Annotated in this window: 23 protein-coding genes; 19 read left to right on the plus strand and 4 right to left on the minus strand. The window is 45.8% G+C overall.

Features of this window, described 5'->3' with window-relative positions:
• Positions 1-23 precede the first annotated feature (23 nt).
• Positions 24-626, plus strand: a complete 603-nt coding sequence (locus ICV32_RS03860; RefSeq protein ID WP_215372081.1) for an NTP transferase domain-containing protein — start codon at positions 24-26, stop codon at positions 624-626.
• Positions 627-630: 4 nt separating this feature from the next.
• Entirely contained in the window at positions 631-1,263 is a 633-nt protein-coding gene (locus tag ICV32_RS03865; RefSeq protein WP_215372083.1) for a class I SAM-dependent methyltransferase, read from the plus strand.
• A 29-nt stretch (positions 1,264-1,292) separates the two neighbouring features.
• On the opposite strand, the gene ICV32_RS03870 is transcribed toward ICV32_RS03865, so the two are convergent.
• Genes ICV32_RS03870 through ICV32_RS03880 form a run of 3 tightly spaced genes read right to left on the minus strand, consistent with a single transcriptional unit; the run spans position 1,293 to position 3,845 of the window.
• Positions 1,293-1,667: a DUF2784 domain-containing protein gene (locus tag ICV32_RS03870; protein ID WP_215372085.1), complete on the minus strand. Its 375-nt coding sequence runs from the start codon at positions 1,665-1,667 to the stop codon at positions 1,293-1,295.
• 10 nt (positions 1,668-1,677) lie between these two features.
• Positions 1,678-2,649, minus strand: coding sequence for a selenoneine biosynthesis selenosugar synthase SenB (gene senB / locus ICV32_RS03875; RefSeq protein WP_215372087.1), 972 nt, complete (start codon positions 2,647-2,649; stop codon positions 1,678-1,680).
• A gap of 2 nt (positions 2,650-2,651) precedes the next feature.
• Positions 2,652-3,845 carry a nitrate/nitrite transporter gene (locus ICV32_RS03880; protein ID WP_251371924.1) on the minus strand — a complete coding sequence of 398 codons (1,194 nt, stop codon included), beginning with the start codon at positions 3,843-3,845 and terminating at the stop codon, positions 2,652-2,654.
• A gap of 213 nt (positions 3,846-4,058) precedes the next feature.
• Here ICV32_RS03880 and hemP point away from each other — a divergent pair, with 213 nt between their 5' ends.
• From hemP to ICV32_RS03925, 9 genes are all read left to right on the plus strand, one after another.
• Entirely contained in the window at positions 4,059-4,196 is a 138-nt protein-coding gene (gene hemP / locus ICV32_RS03885) for a hemin uptake protein HemP (protein WP_215372089.1), read from the plus strand.
• Positions 4,197-4,284: 88 nt separating this feature from the next.
• Positions 4,285-4,785 carry an energy transducer TonB gene (locus tag ICV32_RS03890; protein ID WP_215372091.1) on the plus strand — a complete coding sequence of 167 codons (501 nt, stop codon included), beginning with the start codon at positions 4,285-4,287 and terminating at the stop codon, positions 4,783-4,785.
• Between the two features lie 141 nt (positions 4,786-4,926).
• On the plus strand, positions 4,927-5,283 hold the full coding sequence (locus tag ICV32_RS03895) for a Plug domain-containing protein (RefSeq protein WP_215372093.1): 357 nt from the start codon (positions 4,927-4,929) through the stop codon (positions 5,281-5,283).
• 10 nt (positions 5,284-5,293) lie between these two features.
• Positions 5,294-7,207 (plus strand): TonB-dependent receptor domain-containing protein, encoded by a 1,914-nt coding sequence (locus tag ICV32_RS03900; protein WP_251371966.1) that lies wholly within the window; start codon positions 5,294-5,296, stop codon positions 7,205-7,207.
• Positions 7,208-7,216: 9 nt separating this feature from the next.
• Complete coding sequence (locus tag ICV32_RS03905; protein ID WP_215372097.1) at positions 7,217-8,299, plus strand: hemin-degrading factor; 1,083 nt, start codon at positions 7,217-7,219, stop codon at positions 8,297-8,299.
• Positions 8,296-9,198, plus strand: coding sequence for a hemin ABC transporter substrate-binding protein (locus tag ICV32_RS03910; protein ID WP_215372099.1), 903 nt, complete (start codon positions 8,296-8,298; stop codon positions 9,196-9,198). The genes ICV32_RS03905 and ICV32_RS03910 overlap by 4 nt, the downstream gene beginning before the upstream one ends.
• 65 nt (positions 9,199-9,263) lie before the next feature.
• The gene (locus tag ICV32_RS03915; protein WP_251371925.1) at positions 9,264-10,238 is read left to right on the plus strand and encodes an iron ABC transporter permease; all 975 of its coding nucleotides are present in this window, start codon (positions 9,264-9,266) and stop codon (positions 10,236-10,238) included.
• A 1-nt stretch (position 10,239) separates the two neighbouring features.
• Positions 10,240-11,010 carry an ATP-binding cassette domain-containing protein gene (locus ICV32_RS03920; protein ID WP_215372103.1) on the plus strand — a complete coding sequence of 257 codons (771 nt, stop codon included), beginning with the start codon at positions 10,240-10,242 and terminating at the stop codon, positions 11,008-11,010.
• A gap of 73 nt (positions 11,011-11,083) precedes the next feature.
• A complete protein-coding gene (locus ICV32_RS03925) occupies positions 11,084-11,476 on the plus strand; it encodes a VOC family protein (RefSeq protein ID WP_215372105.1) in 393 nt (130 codons plus the stop codon).
• A gap of 10 nt (positions 11,477-11,486) precedes the next feature.
• Here ICV32_RS03925 and ICV32_RS03930 read toward each other — a convergent pair whose 3' ends face one another.
• Entirely contained in the window at positions 11,487-12,035 is a 549-nt protein-coding gene (locus ICV32_RS03930) for a GNAT family N-acetyltransferase (RefSeq protein WP_215372107.1), read from the minus strand.
• Between the two features lie 387 nt (positions 12,036-12,422).
• Between ICV32_RS03930 and ICV32_RS03935 the strand changes: the two genes are divergently transcribed.
• The 8 genes from ICV32_RS03935 to ICV32_RS03970 all read left to right on the plus strand — a co-directional run bounded on the left by ICV32_RS03935 (position 12,423) and on the right by ICV32_RS03970 (position 19,265).
• Positions 12,423-14,120, plus strand: a complete 1,698-nt coding sequence (locus ICV32_RS03935; protein ID WP_215372109.1) for a cation:proton antiporter — start codon at positions 12,423-12,425, stop codon at positions 14,118-14,120.
• 28 nt (positions 14,121-14,148) lie between these two features.
• On the plus strand, positions 14,149-15,267 hold the full coding sequence (locus ICV32_RS03940; RefSeq protein WP_215372111.1) for a DUF3300 domain-containing protein: 1,119 nt from the start codon (positions 14,149-14,151) through the stop codon (positions 15,265-15,267).
• 11 nt (positions 15,268-15,278) lie between these two features.
• Complete coding sequence (locus ICV32_RS03945; protein WP_215372113.1) at positions 15,279-15,644, plus strand: Rap1a/Tai family immunity protein; 366 nt, start codon at positions 15,279-15,281, stop codon at positions 15,642-15,644.
• 87 nt (positions 15,645-15,731) lie between these two features.
• On the plus strand, positions 15,732-15,923 hold the full coding sequence (locus ICV32_RS03950; protein WP_215372115.1) for a hypothetical protein: 192 nt from the start codon (positions 15,732-15,734) through the stop codon (positions 15,921-15,923).
• Positions 15,924-15,986: 63 nt separating this feature from the next.
• The gene (locus tag ICV32_RS03955) at positions 15,987-16,868 is read left to right on the plus strand and encodes a DMT family transporter (RefSeq protein WP_215372117.1); all 882 of its coding nucleotides are present in this window, start codon (positions 15,987-15,989) and stop codon (positions 16,866-16,868) included.
• 270 nt (positions 16,869-17,138) lie between these two features.
• A complete protein-coding gene (locus ICV32_RS03960; RefSeq protein ID WP_215372118.1) occupies positions 17,139-17,420 on the plus strand; it encodes an HU family DNA-binding protein in 282 nt (93 codons plus the stop codon).
• Between the two features lie 113 nt (positions 17,421-17,533).
• Entirely contained in the window at positions 17,534-17,914 is a 381-nt protein-coding gene (locus ICV32_RS03965; protein WP_215372120.1) for a hypothetical protein, read from the plus strand.
• A 172-nt stretch (positions 17,915-18,086) separates the two neighbouring features.
• Positions 18,087-19,265, plus strand: coding sequence for a TolC family protein (locus ICV32_RS03970; protein WP_251371926.1), 1,179 nt, complete (start codon positions 18,087-18,089; stop codon positions 19,263-19,265).
• Positions 19,266-19,269 lie beyond the last annotated feature (4 nt).

The following is a 19,269-nucleotide window of genomic DNA, read 5'->3' on the forward strand; positions in this document are numbered from 1 at the left end:
TGATCAAAACCCTGATTTTCTATATGCCCAAAATTGCCATTCTTCTTCTTGCTGCTGGTCAGGGGGCTCGATTAGGTGGTTATCCCAAAGGGCTGCTAATGAAAGATGGGGTGCCCTTACTGAGTCGATTTTGGCTTGAGGCTTCCCAATTGCAGCCGTGCGAAGCCATTACTGTCTTGGGTTTTTACGCAGATCGTTTAAGACCCTTGGCTTTGCAATACTCCAAGACAATCACGAATGATCAACCGGAACGAGGCCAATCCTCCTCGGTCCGAATTGGTCTTGCCGCCTTGCAATCAAATTACGAATATCTATTGATCGGTCTGGTGGATCAACCTCAGATCACCTTACGCGAGCTACAAGCCCTCATGACCCACGCAGAGCATGTTCGAGGTCAAGTAAGAGCGATTGTTCCTTGTTATCAGGGTCAACGAGGTAATCCAGTTGTATTAACTCGGAGCGCAGTAGAGGCTGTGTTAGCAACCCCAAATCAAGGATGTCGAGAGTGGTTGGATCAAAATCCTGATCATGTTTTATTTATCGACATGCCTCACGAATCATATATTCGAGATGTCGATACGATGACCGATCTTGAGTATGAGAATCTTTCTATGAGTCACTCATAATCCAATGAAAAAAACACATTTCGCAGATGATGCAGCCCAATTTTGGGATAAGCGATTTTCGAGGGATGAGTATGTATTTGGCAAAGACCCAAATGCTTACTTAAAAGATCAGGTAACAAGCCGCATGAAATCAGGTGGGAATGCTCTCTGCATCGCTGATGGCGAGGGGCGAAATAGCGTCTGGCTAGCTCAGCAGGGAATGATTGTGGAGGCCTTTGATATATCGCCAGTGGCCGTAGAAAAGGCAAGGCAATTAGCCAAGCACCAATTGGTATCGGTTGCATTAAATGTTGCTAGCACCGATTCTTGGACGTGGAAACTGAATCACTACGATTTAATCGCAGCCATATTTATTCAGTTTGCGACCCCCAATATGCGTGTTGACCTCTTTGCCCACATACGCCAATCCCTAAAACCCGGTGGATATCTAATCCTTCAGGGGTATACGCCCAAGCAATTGGAATATAAGACGGGTGGCCCACCGAGTATTGATCATCTCTACACCACTGAATTAATTCAGGATCTCTTAAGAGGAATGGAAATCTGTGATTGGCAAGAGTACGAAGCAGAAATTCATGAGGGTGAAGGACATCGTGGCATGTCTGCCTTGATGGGCGTGGTTGCTCGTAAACTCTAAGCTCTCAAGCGGCCAAGTGGTTGTGTGATTTACTGACCCAAAGAGCGAGGTGGAATTCGCCTCCAAAGATAGACTACCCAGATGCTGCAAAGAAGGTAGAGTCCCACAAAGAAAGAGGGTGGTAAATCCCAGTAAAGGAGTTGATTAAGCTGATAAGCCCAGAATGATTGTGGGGCAGTTGTCTGTCGAAGCTGAGCTTCCAATACTGTCAGTGGGCAGGTGATGGCAAATACTGCCTCGATAGCAACAAAGAGCATGAGGCCGGCATGTATCTGACGAAAGCGGCGATTACGAATCCAGGACCAGGAATAAATAAATCCAAGCGGAATGAGCAGCAAGCCCAGCGTAATAAAGAGGGCGATACTAAAGTGAAAAGCCAAGACAATATCCGCAAGCGATGTCATAAAAATATTTTTATTTATTAGATCGTATTGATTGGAATAGCTTGGCGCATAGTTTTTGAATAGCAGCTTTTTCTTGAACTGGCTTTATGAATTTTCGCAATTGTTTAATTTGATCTTGAAGTTTCTTATAGAACAATTGATCGGTTTCTGCACGGAGCAGAAGTCTGGCTAAAGCTTTTTCATTACCAACCGGAAAATATCCCAAATAATCTTTTCCGAGTAACCCACAATTGCCCGCTATCTTTGAGGCAAGGACTGGAATACCTGCGGCAATTGCTTCAGAAACCACATGAGCGCCACCCTCCATGCGACTAGAAATAACCATGACGTGACTGCGCGCCAGGGTTCTTAGTGTTTTCTGATGACTCACCATGCCTTGCCAGGTATAGCGACCATATTGTTTGGTCGCTTGCAATGCTGATTTCTTCATCTCAACACTCATCGCCATCCCCAAGTGTTGAATAGTGATTTGACTGTCGCTGCGCAAATAGGGTAAGGCGCGGATGATACAAAAAGGATCTTTTTCAGGGCGAAGATGCCCAATCACACTCACACTGAATTGCCCTTTGGGCTTTTGCTGCTTTGGTATCTGCGGTACCGACTGATGAATGACCGTTGTCTTATGACGCCATTTTGCGGGGATGATTTGTAATGCCTCTGCCTGTAAAACCACCAATGTATCTGCTAATGCCATCGATATATGAACCTCTGGGTGGTTTGCCATATCCCGATATAAGTCAGTACCGGTCAGAATCAGAATTAAAAGACGATTAGGGTATGCGCGCTTAAACGCATCAATTGACGCATGACTTCGATAGGCATGCAAGGCAATCAGAAGGTCGGTGTCTTTTTTAGACCAAGATTCAGTGATGGGGACTCGGTAGCCAAGCTGTCTTAAAAAACCTTGCCATCGTTTGGCGGTCACACGATTACCGTGGAGGCTCCCAGGAGGGGCTGGGGTGACGATTTCGATACGGCGCATATTTAAGAACTATTCTTTGAAATGCGATTCAAAAAAATAAGTCCCAATACAGGGCCAGGTAGTAATAGCCAGGTAATGTAGTGATCCACGAGGGGCAAGACCAAGGTACTGATTTGAATTGAGATTATCGTAATGGTGAAGCCAATCGCATTTTGAATTGTCAGTGCCGTACCGACAATTTCGGGTGGGCAAGCTTGGGCCGATAGGGCCGAGAACTGTGGTGAGTCAGCGACGACACTCATGCCCCAAATAAGCCAAAACAAAATTTGCGCCCACAGTGGCAAACCAGTCAGCCATGGATAGAGAAGACAGCAGATACCCGATAGCGCTAAAGCGGTTGAGGCAACCTTGACCCCACCCATTGATTTGCTAAGTTGCCCTCCAAGAAAACATCCGAGCGCACCGACCCCGATGACCGAAAATGCCAATCCAGATAAATTCAAGGGATTTTGAACGGGATACGTACTGGCAATCAGAAATGGCACCAATGCCCAGAAGGCGTAGAGCTCCCACATATGACCGAAATAACCTAATGCAGAGCGACGATATGCTGGGATAGCAAAAAGTTGTCGAAAGCCACTTAGCTTCACCCGTGAGGCGGTGCCTAATTTGAGGTGGGGGCCGTCGCCAAGCCAAAAAATAATTCCCATCGCAATGATAGCCAGGAAGGAGGAGAACAGAATCACCTCTTGCCAAGGCCAATCAACGCCGAAGTAGCGTGTGGCATGGGGGATGGCGGTTCCCAGAGTAAGCATGCCAACCAATTGCGCGATACGAGAGGATGCCTTTTGAGGATCCCAAGTCATGATGAGTTTCATACCGATGGGGTAGATGCCTGCTAAACAAATTCCAACCAAGAAACGCAGTGCAGAGCCCATCCAGATGCTATCGGCCCATATCGCAAATGCGGTATTGAACAGAGCCCCAAGTAGGGCACAAGCGGCAAATAAATGACTGGGTTTAAACCGATCCGCAATACCGCTTAAGGCAAATACTAAGGTGCCCGCTACAAAACCCAATTGCACGGCATTGGTTAAAACACCAATGCCTGCAAGATTGATATTCCAGGAACCAATTAAATTGTCAGCCACGCCATTGATCGAGAACCACAAGGAGGTTCCCATGAGCTCCGCAATCACAATCAATAACGAAGCTACATTTGGGCTAATGGTTCGAGAGGGTTTCGAAGTAATCAATTGAATAAATAATAGGACTAACTTTAGTTGCTTCTATTATGGTACTTCTTCAATGCCATGCAGCTCTTGCAAAGGCTTGCACTCCATTTAAGTGCCGCTCCTGCGGTATCCCAAAAACCTAAAGGACTAAAGAATGTATTTAACTACGAACAGTTATTGATAATCATTCTCATTTGTAGTAGCATTTGTTAATGTTCATAAAAAATAAAGACGATGAATAAATCAAATTGCATTCGGATATACCGAAGTGAGGAGTTGTTTGGTTTGGAAAGCGCGATTCAGATTAATCATCGTGGAGTGATCTACACCTTACGCATTACCCAATTCGGTAAATTGATCTTAACCAAGTAATATGGATTCAGGGCAGTTGCTGCGTTCGCCTTCATTCAAAATTACTCTAGCGGTATGCGTGGGGCATGCATTGCTAATTGGATGGATCATGACTGCCATAAGCAATCATCAACCTGAGACGCCTGCCATCCTCTATGGTCAATTAGTTGAGCGAGAGTCAAATACGATTCAAAAAAAAGTAACTTCGCCAATTCATGCAAAACAATATCCGATTAACCAACCAAATGCAACGACCATTGAGAGTAGCCAGGGCCCCATAACCAGTCAACAGCCAGAGAGCAGAGACACAAACGTTTCATCTGCACCCATAGTATTGCCGTCCGCTGCTGACTCAAGGTTCAATAATCCAAAGCCAGCGTATCCAATTGCTAGTCGAGAAAATGGGGAGGAGGGCAGGGTATGGCTTTCATTATGTGTATCTGAGTATGGGTTGATTGATCGCTTGCAATTGGCTCAATCCTCAGGACATCCAGCACTCGATCGTTCGGCCTTGAATACGGTGACGCACTGGAAATTTCATCCGGCGCGCAAAAATGGTGCTGCGATTCCGTACTGCTATCGATTACCGATTGTCTTTGTATTAACTTAATTTCCATACACTGAATATTGTCAATATTACTTGACAATGAGAATCATTCTCATTAAAGTAAGGATTCGTTTTAACCAAAAAACGATTGTGTAAACGTCACAGCCCGCCGTCGCTAGCTAGTGTCATCAAATTCTAGCGAGCATGAATCTAAGAAAACTTCCATGGAAGGCTATTGCAGCAATCACTTTGGCGGGTATTGCCATGAGTACCCATAGTCAGACAGTCATCACGGAAGATGGAAGGCCCATTGAACAATCCCGTGGTGAGCGGGGCGAGGTGGATGTCATTCTGAAAGAGGTTACCGTAACATCGACTCGGTCCCTTCGTAAGGTCGATAACGTACCCAATGTCGTGACAGTGACAACGGCCGAAGAAATCCAAGAAAGGGGTGACCGCAACATTAAAGACTTATTCAATAACTCGGTAGACGTCACGGTTCCCCAGCAAACGCAACGATTTAGTCTAGCTGTCGGAGCCCAGGGCCGGGGGGGGGAATGAAAGTGTCAATATTCGTGGGCTACAGGGAAATAATGTCTTACTCCTAGTGGATGGGATTCGGGTACCCAATGCGTTCTCATTTGGGGCCCTATCGGTTGGGCGAGGAAACTTTTTGGATGTTGATGGGTTTCGTCGTGTCGAGGTGGTACGCGGCCCATCCTCAACTCAGTATGGTAGCGATGGCCTTGCTGGGATCGTGAACTTTCAGACCTTTAATCCAAGTGATTTCATCAAAAAGGGTGAGACTCACGGCGGATTTGCTCGCACCGGTTACTCAAGCGTCGATACATCTTCGAATACAACATTTGGCTATGGTGGTATTCAAGACCACTTGCAAGGGATGGTCCTTGGAAACTTTCAAGCCGGTCACCAATATCAAAACCAGGGATCAATTGACTCAACCGGCATCACCAGGACGGCGCCCAATCCAGCGGATTACAGCAATTGGTATGTTCTGACTAAGGGATTTGCCCAAATCGATCGCAATCAAAAACTGGGCATTACCTATGAGTCTCAAAATGTGACACAAAACGTGAGTAATTTATCCGATCTGGGAGTTAGTGGCGGTTGGATATCCTTTGGCCCAACGACCTATAACAATGTCGTGACATCCACCACTCAAGATAAAACGACGCGTAATCGCGTATCGGGTGAATACGACTTTAAAGACAGTGGAGCACTGTTCGTTCAAAAAGCCAATGTCATGGTGTATTACCAAGATGCAGATGTCACTCAAAATGCCTACCAGCAGCAAGTTGGCAATTCAAGTCTTTCATCATGGCGCAGTCGCAACAACACCTATAGCCAAGACACCTACGGCATCAATACCACTCTGGAGAGTAACCTTTCCAGCGTTGTGAATCAGCGACTCACCTATGGATTTGATTGGAGTTCCTCGCAGATATCCAGTCAGCTCAATGCAGCTGGTAATGGGAGTTCAATTACACCCGCACCTAAATCGACCTACAACCTAGCAGGCGCGTTTTTGCAAAGTGAAATGGAGTTCAATCAAGTGAGTGTGATTCCAGCACTTCGCTTTGACAGTTACTCGATTACACCAGTCACTGGTTCATTGCCATCGAACTCCGGATCAGCAGTATCCCCTCGAATTGGGGCTATTTGGAATATAGCCCGCGAGTTTCGTCCGTTTGCAAACTGGGGAACTGGATTTACGGCACCTACACCGGATCAAACATTGTCTTATTTTGCGGGAAGTGGGTATACCAACATCCCAAATCCCAAGTTGAAACCGCAAACTGGCAATGGCTTTGAGGTCGGCGCTCGCGGCCAGCTTCAGCAGTTTCGTTATCAAGTATCGGGGTATGCAAACTCTTACAAAGACTTTATTTCTCAGGTTAGTTCCGGCGAACGACCTAACCAAATCTTTCAATATCAAAACTTATCCAAGGTCAATATTTGGGGTTGGGATGTCCGAACGGATTGGGCGTTTGCTCAGGGTTGGCAGGCGAATTCAGCAATGGCCTATAGCGATGGTGAGCAAACCCAACATGGGATTTCAGCACCGCTAAATACGATTCAACCTTTGCGCGCCATTGCAGGATTGCGGTATGACGCTACTACTTGGGGAGCATTTGCCAATGTTATTTGGAATCAGGGTAAATCCGCTGATCGTGTGAACTTTAATAATGCTACCGGTGGTACAGCCAATCAATTCTTATCACCCGCATCCATCGTTCTTAATCTGACGGGCTACTGGAAACCCCTCAAAAAACTAACGATCAATGCCAATCTCAATAATGTGTTCAACACCACCTATTGGAACTGGTCAGATGTTCAAGGTTCTGTTCTAACTCAAAACCGAGCGGCTGCTGGTGGATTTTCAGAGTACAACGCCCAAGCTACTCAACAATCAGCCACGGCAGCGCTGCGGAACTGGCAAATCTCAGCTCGCTACGACTTTTAAGGAGGCCTTATGAAACCGACGATTCATCGTATTTGTCAATCGTTTATCACGCTACGCAAAGAAGGACGCTTACGGCATCGTGATATTGCTATGAAGCTCGATATCTCGGAAGGGGAGTTGATTGCTGCTCATGTTGGACTTGGTACAGCGATTCGAAATGGCTTAAGAGCAATTCGTCTGAATACGGAGTGGCCAAAGCTACTTGCCTCAGTCGAGACGCTTGGGGAGGTCATGGCGCTTACTCGAAATGAAGCGTGTGTTCATGAAAAAATTGGCCAATACCGTCACGTTAGTCATGATGGGTCAGTGGGCCTCGTCGTGGGTGAGATTGACTTGCGGATCTTTTATCAACAGTGGTTTGCTGGATTTGCGGTTACTGAAAGTAGTTCTCAGGGAGAGCAGCATAGCTTGCAATTTTTTGATGCCCAGGGCCAGGCCATTCATAAGATTTATCTGAAACCACAGAGTGATGTGTCGGCTTTTGATGGAATCGTTTCATTATTCGCAGCCAGTCAACAAGAGCCTGGCCTTGAGGTTTTAAAGCCCAAGATAAAGTCAGATCCCATTCCAGACGAAGAGATTGATCGCGCCGGATTTTGGCAGGCATGGAGAGAACTCAAGGATACCCATGATTTTTATCCACTCTTACGAAAATACACGCTTACCCGTACTCAGGCACTTCGTTTGGCAGAGCCAGAGTTTGTTCGTGAGCTTTCTAAAGACTGCCTACGATCGATGTTGCAGCGTGCAGCTCAGACCCAAACACCCATCATGGTTTTTGTTGGTAATCCTGGAATGATTCAGATTCATTCGGGACCCATTGATCGGATCATTGAGCAGGGGTCTTGGATCAATGTGATGGATCCCCGATTTAATCTGCATGTCCGCCACGATCTTATTGCGCATGCCTGGATTGTTCGTAAGCCAACTGTGGATGGCATTGTCACTTCGATCGAGTTTTTTGATCACAGCGGTGAGGCTATTGCAATGTTTTTTGGAGAGCGCAAGCCCGGCAGCGCTGAGCTTGAATCCTGGCGAGACCTAGTAATCGATATTGAGGGTGAACATGGATTGATGGAGGTCTGCCAATGAGTGATCTTTGTCATACAGGGCGTCGTCGTGCGCTATGCACAATCGCTACTATCCCTGTGGCTTGGTTTGGGAAGTCCACTTGGGCAGCACGAACTCAATCCATTTCAAGTCGCCAACGTCTGATTTGTATTGGATCCGCTGTTACAGAAATTGTGTATGCACTCGAAGCAAACGATTTGATTGTGGGTGTTGATACGACCTCCATTTATCCAGATGCAGCCCGCTCATTGCCCAGCATTGGCTACTCGAGAACCCTATCGGCGGAGGGCGTTTTATCCCTATCCCCAAGCCAAATCTTATGTACCGAGGATGCGGGTCCTCCAGTAGTACTTCAGCAGATCCAAGATGCCGGTATTCGGATACAACGGATACCTGCCCACCACACCTTTACCGGAGTTTGCGATCGGGTGATTGCGATTGGTCAGGCGATTCATCAACCAACTCGAGCTGATCAATTGAAGTTTCAGTTGCAGCAGCAGTGGGCTCGTATAGAAGATGCGATGAAAGCTAAACCCTTTCCAAGTGCAGCTCCTCGTGTGCTCTATATTCATTCAATGAACCCATCCCAAGTGATGGTCTCTGGCCAAGAAACCAATGCCAATGCCATGATTCGTTACGCTGGTCTGCGAAATGCGATGGATGGATTTCGGGGCTATAAGCCACTTACTCCAGAAGCAGTGATTGTGGCCAATCCCGATTTAATTTTGGTCACCGACCAAGGGCTGCAAGCGATTGGCGGACGTAGTCAGCTTGCGCGTTTGCCCGGTATGGAAAGAACGAAAGCGATTCTTAGTCAGAAGGTTATTTCGATGGATGCCGTTTATTTATTGGGGTTTGGTCCACGAATGCCTGAGGCGGTCATAACTCTGTATCGTCAAGCACGAGCATTATTCGGATGAGGCAGGCTGTCAGTCATTTTGATTACTCAACCTGGATTATAAGACTCGGGATATTTTTTATAGGATTGTTTGCATTTCTAATTGCAGTGAACTTCGGTGCCGTGGATATTCAAAGCGCTGATTGGTTACACCTATTTAGTCAGCAGAATGGTTATGAGGGTGCCAGTTATGTGCTTTGGACCATTCGGATCCCACGTGTCTTATTAGCTATTACGGTTGGCGCGGCTCTAGGCATTGCAGGCGCTCTCGCACAAAGCTTATTTCGTAATCCTTTAGCTGATCCTGGTCTATTGGGAGTCTCTGCGGGCGCCAGTTGCAGCGTGGCGATCGGTATCGTGATGTTGGATGGCTTTCGTTTTATTCCAACCGAAGAACTTCGGGTTTGGGCCATCCCATTTTTTGCATTCTTGGGTGCTATAGCGGTTTGTTTCTGTCTTGATTATGTTGCCCGTGTTGTATCTCCGGGATCGATTACTGGTTTGCTATTAACCGGCATTGCATTGAATGCCTTAGCAGGTGCCGTGATCGGCCTGTGCACTTATCTAGCTAACGATGAACAATTGCGTAGCTTTACTTTCTGGACCCTTGGGTCTCTCGCAAGCGCGCGATGGTTAATGGTCGGGATGCTGATTGGAGTCTTGGTCATCGGATGGGCCTGGATTCGAACTCTTTTACAGGATCTGAATGCTTTGACATTGGGTGAGAGCATTGCGAATCATCTCGGGGTAGACATTTTGCGGCTACGAACGAAGGCCATCGTTTTGGTCGCCACTCTTTCTGGATTGGCGGTTGCGTGGTGCGGCATGATTGGCTTTATTGGTTTAATGGCACCCAACCTTGTGCGGATTTATTTAGGGTCTGATCAAAAGAGGGTGATTCCTTATTCAGCGGGTGTTGGGGCGATCCTGCTGGTGATTGCTGACACCATTGCCAGGACCATTGCAATCCCCGCAGAGCTTCCTGTCGGTATTTTTACAGCCCTACTGGGTGGACCATTATTTTTGATCCTATTGCGGCAATATCGATCAAGGCTTGATTGATATGCAATTGCGGCTTGATCACGCTTCTTTGCAGCTTGGAAAAAAACTCTTCGGACCCTTTAATTTCTCGATCAAGGCAGGTGAGCGTATTGCGATCTTGGGAAAAAGCGGTGCCGGTAAGTCAACGATTGTGCGGTTGATTGCGCGAGAGCATCAACTAAAAAGTGGCTCGATTTTGATCAACGGCACTTCGATGAATCAGTACTCATCGGCGCAACTGAGTCGAATTCGCGGGGTTCTGCCTCAGAACACCCAAATTGCCTTTGGACTCATGACCGATCTTGTGATTGAGCTGGGGCGGGTGAGCGCCCCAAATAAGGTCAACCAAGAAACGATTGTTATGCAAGCAGCCCAGATGGCGTGTGCGGAGCATCTTTTAGGACGCACTTTTAATACGCTATCTGGCGGTGAGCAAGCACGAGTTCATCTGGCACGGGTCTTTGCTCAACTATGGGATGCATATGATGGTCTGATATTGGTAGACGAACCAGTGGCGGCATTAGACCCAGGGCTGCAGTACCAATTACTGAGTACGATCGATCACTTTGCCAGCGAGAGAAACCATGCGGTACTAGCCGTTTTGCATGACATCAATCATGCCTTGGATTTTGAGCGTTTACTGCTTGTTGAGCAGGGACGCATTATTCAGGATCGTCCAGCCGATCATGGTGCACCAGTGGACTTAGAGCGCTTATATGGTATTCAGTTAGAGCATCTTCGCGATAGCCTGGGGAGAAGTGTGCTGATTCAGATTCACCCATCCGGTATTTAACCGTAACTGAACACTTTAAATTATGGGTTGGATGCCATATGATCTATTCATTAGCAACTGTGATGGAGGGGACATGATTGATCATTTGGATCATTTGGTTTTAACAACTGCACACGAGGAACAGTGCATCCATTTCTATACACGCATTCTTGGGATGAAACTTGAGTCATTTATTGGGGGAACACCACCGGTTGAGCGTAAAGCATTCAAGTTTGGTCAGCAAAAGATTAATCTTCATATCAAAGGTAAAGAATTTGAACCCAAGGCGGATGTTCCAACACCTGGTTCGCTTGATTTATGTTTTATTGCAGACCGTCCATTGAAGGAGGTGATTGAGCAATTAAAAATTCTAAATTGGCCAATCATCGAAGGGCCGGTTGTTCGGACTGGAGCAACGACGAAAATAAATTCAGTTTATGTACGCGACCCCGACCAAAATCTAATCGAGATCAGTGAATTGCTCTAAGAGCTTAACTTTAGATGGCCTTTGTGTCCTTCAGCCGGTCTTCGACAAAGTAATACCAATTGGCTTGACGTTGCCAATATTCCTTCCATAGGGATCGCCAGCTGGGTTTGGGTAGGTCCATATGACCTTCAACATCGCCGTAGATATTCCTGGATTGCAAGCCGTGCTTATCGCATAAATGTCGAATTGCTTGATTCTCGATGACGCAATGCATATAGAGCGTATGGTAGCCACGGTTTTGAGCCCAAGTGATTGCTTCGCTCAATAGTTGATCGGCAATGCCATGTCGACGAAACTCTTTTTTCACAATCACGCCAAATTCCACTGCATCATCAAGACAGGCAATATGAATTACACCAGCCCAGTGTCCATCGTGATGAGCAATTAAAAAATGATGATTTGCCTTGTCCTGTTTAAATTTGCGGATGAGGCGGTTGATGCCCTCAGCACTTAAGCTAATCCCAAAGTAGTTCCTTAGCGTCTGGGGGTCCAAGGTTTTTAGCCACGAGCCGTACCGACTGATTTGAGTTTCGGGCAGGAAGTGAGTGAAAACCGTCATTTCATGACCCCATGGGGTAATTTTTTCGGTTCCTTGCGAGATACGCAAGGCGTGCCTCAGACCAAGCTTCAATGCTATTTTTGAGTAATTTGATTAGATTTTTCATGCATTTTCCTCTTGTAAAGGTATGATTTAAATAGGAATTAACTCTTTTTAAGGGTTAACCCTAAATCTACTATACGCTTAATTTAAGAATGTTGCATGACAGCATTTGTAAGCGTGGCTTTATCCCAACTCTCCACATTTGCCATTGCAGGAGACATTCCTCAACAACGACTAAGAAAAAACGGGGAATGCTGATGGAGTATGGTTTTTTGCTGGAGCGTATAAAAACAAAACTGATACTATCGAATGGTTTATATCGATAACGAATAACTATTCCGATCTATGCCACATGACGTTACTCTGATTGCTACTCTAGCTGGAGGTTTTGGATTGGCTCTGATCTTTGGCTTGGCTGCCTCATATTTGAAAATGCCGCCATTGCTCGGCTATTTAATTGCTGGGGTCATGATTGGACCTGCAACTCCTGGATTCGTGGCAGACATTGGGCTATCGCAGCAGTTAGCAGAGATTGGTGTAATGCTCTTGATGTTTGGTGTCGGACTGCATTTTTCATTTGACGATTTGATGGCCGTCAAAAAAATTGCCGTACCTGGTGCATTACTCCAGATTATTGTGGTTACCGCACTTGGTTTTATGGTTGCAAGCTATTGGGATTTATCAACCATTGGTGCCATTGTTTTTGGCCTCAGCTTGTCTGTTGCAAGTACCGTTGTTCTTTTGCGAGTACTTGAATCAAAAGGCTTGTTGGAAACAGCGAATGGCCAAATTGCAGTTGGTTGGCTCGTAGTTGAGGACCTCGTCATGGTCTTAGCCCTGGTTTTATTGCCTGTATTGGCTGGTATCTATGGGGATAACGCAGCCACTACTCAGCAGGCGAGTTCTGGCGATTTACTGTCTATGATTGGTTTAACCCTTGCAAAAGTTGCCGCATTTATCGCACTGATGCTAGTGGTTGGGAAGCGTTTATTACCCAAGATGTTATGGTTGGTGGCAAAGAGTGGCTCGCGAGAGCTGTTTACTTTGGCTGTCATTGCTACCGCAATTGGGGTTGCCTTCTTTTCGGCTGAATTATTTGATGTATCTTTTGCGCTCGGCGCATTCTTTGCGGGCATGATGCTTGGTGAGTCCGAGCTAAGTAAACGTGCTGCTGATGAATCTTTACCCTTACGCGATGCCTTTGCTGTTTTATTCTTTGTATCGGTTGGAATGGTTTTTAACCCGGAGATCGTTTGGCAAGAGCCGCTTAAATTGTTAATCGTTGTTTCAATCATTCTGATTGGAAATATGGCAGTGGGTATTGTTCTGGTTCTCCTATTTAATTACCCACTTGGAACCGCTTTAACAGTCGGTGTGAGCTTGGCACAAATTGGTGAGTTCTCATTCATTCTCGCTGGCATGGGCCTTGCCATGAATCTAATCCCGAATGAGGCTTATAGCTTGATACTGGCGGGCGCAATTTTATCGATCGCCTTAAACTCCTTCTTATTTAATGGCATTGAACCTGCCCTTGTATGGGCTCGAAAACGCTCTCATCTGGCGCGTAAGCTTGATGAGCGACTCGACCCCCTTTCTTTATTGCCAAGTACTGTCAATCAATCGCTCTTACATAAGCAGGTGGTCATTGTTGGTTATGGTCGAGTGGGTAAAAAAGTCTTTGAGAACCTTAAATCACATAATATTAATTGCGTGATTGCTGAAAAAGATCGCGGTCTTGTTGAGAACTTACGAAACCAAAATATTCCTGCCGTAACCGGTGACGCAGCTGATCCTTTTGTGTTGATTCAAGCACATATCGCCCGCGCCGCAATCTTGGTCATTGCAACGAAAGATTCGATTGATATTAGCAAGATGGTTGAGACTGCCCGAACCCTTAATCCGGAAGTAAAAATATTTATTCGAGCACGAAACCCTGAAGAGGTTGAGCTTTATGAAAAAGAGGGTTGGGGCAAATCCTTTACCCCCGAGGACGAGTTAGCAGCACGCATCACTGGCGAGGTTGTGGCGGAGATGGCAAAATAATTCATTCTTTTGTGTATCGCTGAAATTAATGAACCCCAAGATCGTGATGGCTAAATCAAAGAAGCCTATTTGTATTGCGGTGAGTGTCGCCACGATGCTCTTATTAGGTGCTTGCGCAGGTGGGCAATCAAATACTGGCTCTGGAAGCTCTGTCTCGGCCAGTGCCAGCCCCCAAACATTATCAAATGCGCAACTGGAGTCCTTGGTTTCTCCTATTGCTTTGTACCCCGATTCATTACTCTCCATCATGCTGTTGGCTTCAACTTATCCACTCGAGGTTGCTGAAGCCTATAACTGGCGCTCGAGCAATGCGAGTTTGCAAGGCAGTGCGCTCACCAATGCGCTAAATGCCCAATCGTGGAACGATAGTGTGAAGTCATTAATGACATTTCCCCAGGCGTTAACCATGATGGGTAAGCAATTGCAGTGGACGCAAAATCTCGGAAATGCCTATAAATTACAACCGGCAGATACGATGAAAGCTATTCAGGCACTGCGTAAGAAAGCGCAAGCCGCCGGTACATTAAAAACGAATGCTCAAATGACCGTGAGTACCGATGCAAGCGGAAACATCATGATTGCGCCACCCAATACGCAAATTGTGTATGTACCAACTTATAACCCAACCCAGATGTATGGCCCATGGCCCTATCCCGATTACCCACCTTATCCAGCATACGATCCAGCTTGGGGTGCAATGTCTTTTGGGGTAGGTTTAGCAGTCGGAGGAGCATTATGGGCAACGCCAGCTTGGTCAAGTGGCACGATTAATGTCAACAATAATGAGCAACGTCCAAATCGTGGTCTTATTGGTCCTAGCAGCATTGCAAATCAGCAGCGCTTGTTAAATGACTGGAAAAATAACGCAACCCCACAAGAGCGTCAAGATGCGCGCAATGCCGCGCAACGTGCTGATAGTTCATTTCAGAAAGATGCCACTCCAGAGGAGAAAGCACAAGCGAATCGACTTAACCAAGAGGGGCGCCGAGCGATTTCCGAGGATCGTGCAAACCCCAATGCAACTCGGGAAGCTGCTCAAGAAAATGCGATGCGGGAGCAAGCTCGCTTTGATGAGAATCGAGATCGTTTTGGGGGTTTTCGTGGAGGCGGTTTTGGAGCAGGTCGTATGGGAGGCTTTAGACGTTAATGGTACGAATAATGAAAACACTGAGGGTAAGCATTGGATTGGTGATCAGCTTTTTGGTCTTACTTCCCGTTACCAGTTTTGCTCAAGTAAAGCCGCATGATGCATCAACGGCTGCGATGGTGGAGCTTTGTAAGTCGCGAAATGACATCGATGCCCAAAACTTTTGCTTCGGGTTTGGTGAGGGGGTTTATCAAGCCTATTTAGCTAGTCGGCCAGCGGGCTCAAAACCCAGTATTTGCTTTGCAGCAATTAATCACACGCGTGAGCAAATATTGGATGATTTTTTAAAGTGGAATCAGCAAAATCCGCAATTTAACCTAGAGCAAGCTGCCAAAACCTTGATCCGTTTTTTTAAACAACGCTACCCCTGTAAGTGATGGCTTAATCGTTATACAATAATTCTAGTCCCGCCGATTCTTTTTGCTGAAAGGAAAAAAATGCTCCAGATGCTAATTAATGATTCAATGAGTACAAAAGACAAGGTCATGAAAATCGCTGGTTTTGTTGGTATGGTTGTTAGCATTACCCTAGCGTTTTACTTGATCTTCTCAGCAAGTGCCCCTGACTCCAAAACTGCTGTATTCATATTCTCCCTGGGGTCCGGTCTTGCTCTTGGCTACTTGTCATTTGCTATTAAACAAAAATCCCGAAATTAATTCAATTAATTTGTTCCCACATGGCTCCATCGCGGAGCCATTTTATTTTCTTGAGAGCCATCGATGAAGCATGAAACCAAAGGCATGTTAGTTGGTTTCATTGGTATTTTTATCTTCAGCCTGACCCTGCCGGTTACCAAAATAGCCGTTGAGACCCTTAATCCCTATTTCTTATGTTTTGCCCGCGCATTACTCGCTGGGATTTTGGCTGGAGCCTATCTGATCTACACCAAGGCACCGATTCCAGATGCTAAACAAATTCGACAATTTGCGATTGTGGCGCTCGGGGTGGTCTTTGTCTTTCCGTTATTTATCAATATTGCGATGACCACGGGCGAGGCCTCTCATGCCGGTGTTATTTTGGGGATCATGCCGTTGGCTACCGTGGTTGCGGGGGTTTTGCTGTTCCACGAGAGACCTTCTTTTGGCTTTTGGATGAGCGCCCTGACAGGCTGCGCCTTGGTTTGTACCTATGCCTATTTAAATAGTGAAGGGGGGTTTCGCTATACCGATCTCTTGCTATTGATTGCCTGCGCGGCAAACGGAATTGCCTATGCGATTGGCGGTAACTTATCGCGGACAATGAATGCGAAACAAGTCATCTCGTGGACTTTAGTACTCTCACTACCGATCAATCTGCTTGGTAGCGCCTTTACATTTCAAGAATCCTATTTCATGGCTGGCACCACGATTTGGATTAGCTTTTTATATCTGGGAATTTTTTCAATGTTTGTTGGGTTCTTCTTTTGGTATGGCGGTATGGCCATTGGCGGAATTTCTCGCGTGAGTCAAGTGCAGCTACTGCAACCATTTTGTACCTTGTTGGCTTCTGCCATTTTGGTCTCTGAGCCTATTACATTGATGAATATTCTTTTTGCTGGACTTGTGATTACAACTGTCATGATAGGGCGCCAGATGCTCGTTCGTCGGGCACAGACTGTCTAATTTTATAGACGGGCAGGTGGATTCAGATTATGAAATTAACCGCTAAATCAAGCCAGTAAAGGGTCTGATGGCGGTCTAGATCTCCAAAAAATGCGGGATTATCCCTAGAGTTATCCCCTTGTATTCAAGCAATCCCTGTTGCAAACTCTTGAACATTATCAGTTGCGAATCGCTAAGGAATTGATAATGTATATTTAGGAGACTTCTATTTTGGGTTGCTACTGCAAGCCATTCTCTAAAGTTTGTTAATTGTTTGTTTAAAGGAAAAATATGAATAAAGCTGAACTCGTAGAAAAAATTGCTGATGATGCTGAACTTTCAAAAGCAAGTGCTGAGCGTGCTCTGAACTCCGCAATTGAAAATATTATCAAGGCAGTAACAAAAGGTGAATCTGTTCAGTTAGTTGGTTTTGGAACCTTTAGTCAAGGTAAGCGTTCGGCACGTACTGGTCGTAATCCAAAGACTGGTGAAGCCATTAAGATTGCTGCTTCAAAAACCGCCAAGTTTTCTGCTGGTAAAGCGTTTAAAGACGCTGTTAACAAGCGCAAATAATACCGATTCGGTATTACCAAAGAAGCCGCCCACGAGGCGGCTTTTTGTTGCCCCGCAACAATTTCAAAGCCGCAAAGCCTTGTAATTCAAGCCCAATACGCTAGAATCCACACATGCTTGAATCAATTGGCAAAAAATTTATCCATTCGTTTGTAATTGCATCCATTGTCTTTGGGTGCTCTGTCCAAGCTGCGACCCCATCCTTTCAGGAAGATCTCGATGATTTTGAAGAGATGCACCATGTCGCAGACGGCAATTCCATAACACCAATTTTTGAGCCGCCTTTAATCCTTTGGCAAAATGAAAATCTTGCGCAAACGGTTACCTCATCGCATGGGACAACCGATGATTTTGAAAAATACGTTATTCAAGCAAGCGCAGCTACTTGCATCGATTTTTTAAAATATGCACTTCATACTGTGCAAGCAGCATTTTTTGAGCAACACCTTTTAGGATTTCATCAAGCCCGAGCACCGCCGCCCCTGATTGGATGATGTTTTTTAGGGGGTAGAGCGTATCTCTACATCAACTTAACCCTTGCTCGGGGATCGTTACTTGTTTTTTGTTAGATCGTTTTTTTGTTTACTAATCCTATGCTCGTCGATTGGGCAGGCTGTTGCGCAAACTCCTCCACGAGAAATGGATTTGCGGCAGCTATGGAATGAGTTGAAGCTTAATAATCCGCAACTGACCGCCTTACGGGAAAATTACCTTTCGGCAAAAGCTACCGTACCGCAGATAGCGGCGCCAGCTAATCCACAGCTTGGGCTAGTTTGGTCAGGTATGCCGCCGAACTCTCCGCTGGCATTAGGAAGTGCTGGTAATACCGGTGCGGCCAACAACTCTATTTCAATTGCTCAACCTTTTCAATTCCCAGGCAAGAGGGGGCTTGCTTCGGAGATTGCCGACGCATCGGCAGAGTCGCTCTTAGCGCAAAGTGAATCTAGTTATTTACAACTCGGCGCACAATTATCAACCCTCTATTACAACGCTCTATCTGCACAAAAACAATTGCAAGTATCGAAAGAGATGGTGACACGTTTTGAATTAATCAAAAACGTTTCACGTGCCCGCTATGCAAACAATGCAACCGCTTACGTTGAGTTTCTAAATGCTCAGGTAGCCCAGAGTGCAGCAGTTGCAGACCAGTTTAATTTGGATAAGCAGTTACAACTTGCGTACCGTAATATTAATCAACTGATTGGACGCGATCCTCGCGAAAAAATTGTTTTATCAGGAAATGTGCAACAAGCAATTCGTTCCGTTCCCACATTAATTGAGTTGGAGAATTATGCGGAGACGAGTCACCCATTATTGCGCAGCTCACAATTTGAGGTGGATGCAGCTCGCAAAGGGGTTAGCCTAGCTAAAAAAGCCTACTTACCAGACTTTCAGGTCATCGGCTCGTCTTATACGCCACGAGGCCCTTTTGCATCCAATAATGGCGCACTTTTTTATCAGTTGGAATTTGATATTGTGATTCCTTTGTATTTTTTTATGAAGGAAAAGTATGGAGTTGAGCAAGCAGTTCGTAAGCAGGCAGCAGTAGAAGCTAGTAACGTTGCAAATCGTCAGCAAATTATTTTGGGTGTAGCAAATGCCTATACCGTATTTGAACAAACTAAAAATCGAGTGCAATTTATTCGAGACAGTCAATTACCTCAAGCGGATGCAGCTTATAAGGTGGCATTGACTCAATATTCTAATAATGGTCAAGGATTTAATGATCTATTAACTGCACAAAATCAATTACGTCTGATTCAAAATCAACTCACTATTGCTGAAAGTGATTTATTGCAGGCATATGCCGTATTAATGGTTGCAGCTGGACGTGAACCATTTTAGGAAT

Origin of the sequence: Polynucleobacter sp. MWH-UH24A (genome assembly GCF_018687475.1) — a bacterium.
GTDB lineage: Bacteria > Pseudomonadota > Gammaproteobacteria > Burkholderiales > Burkholderiaceae > Polynucleobacter.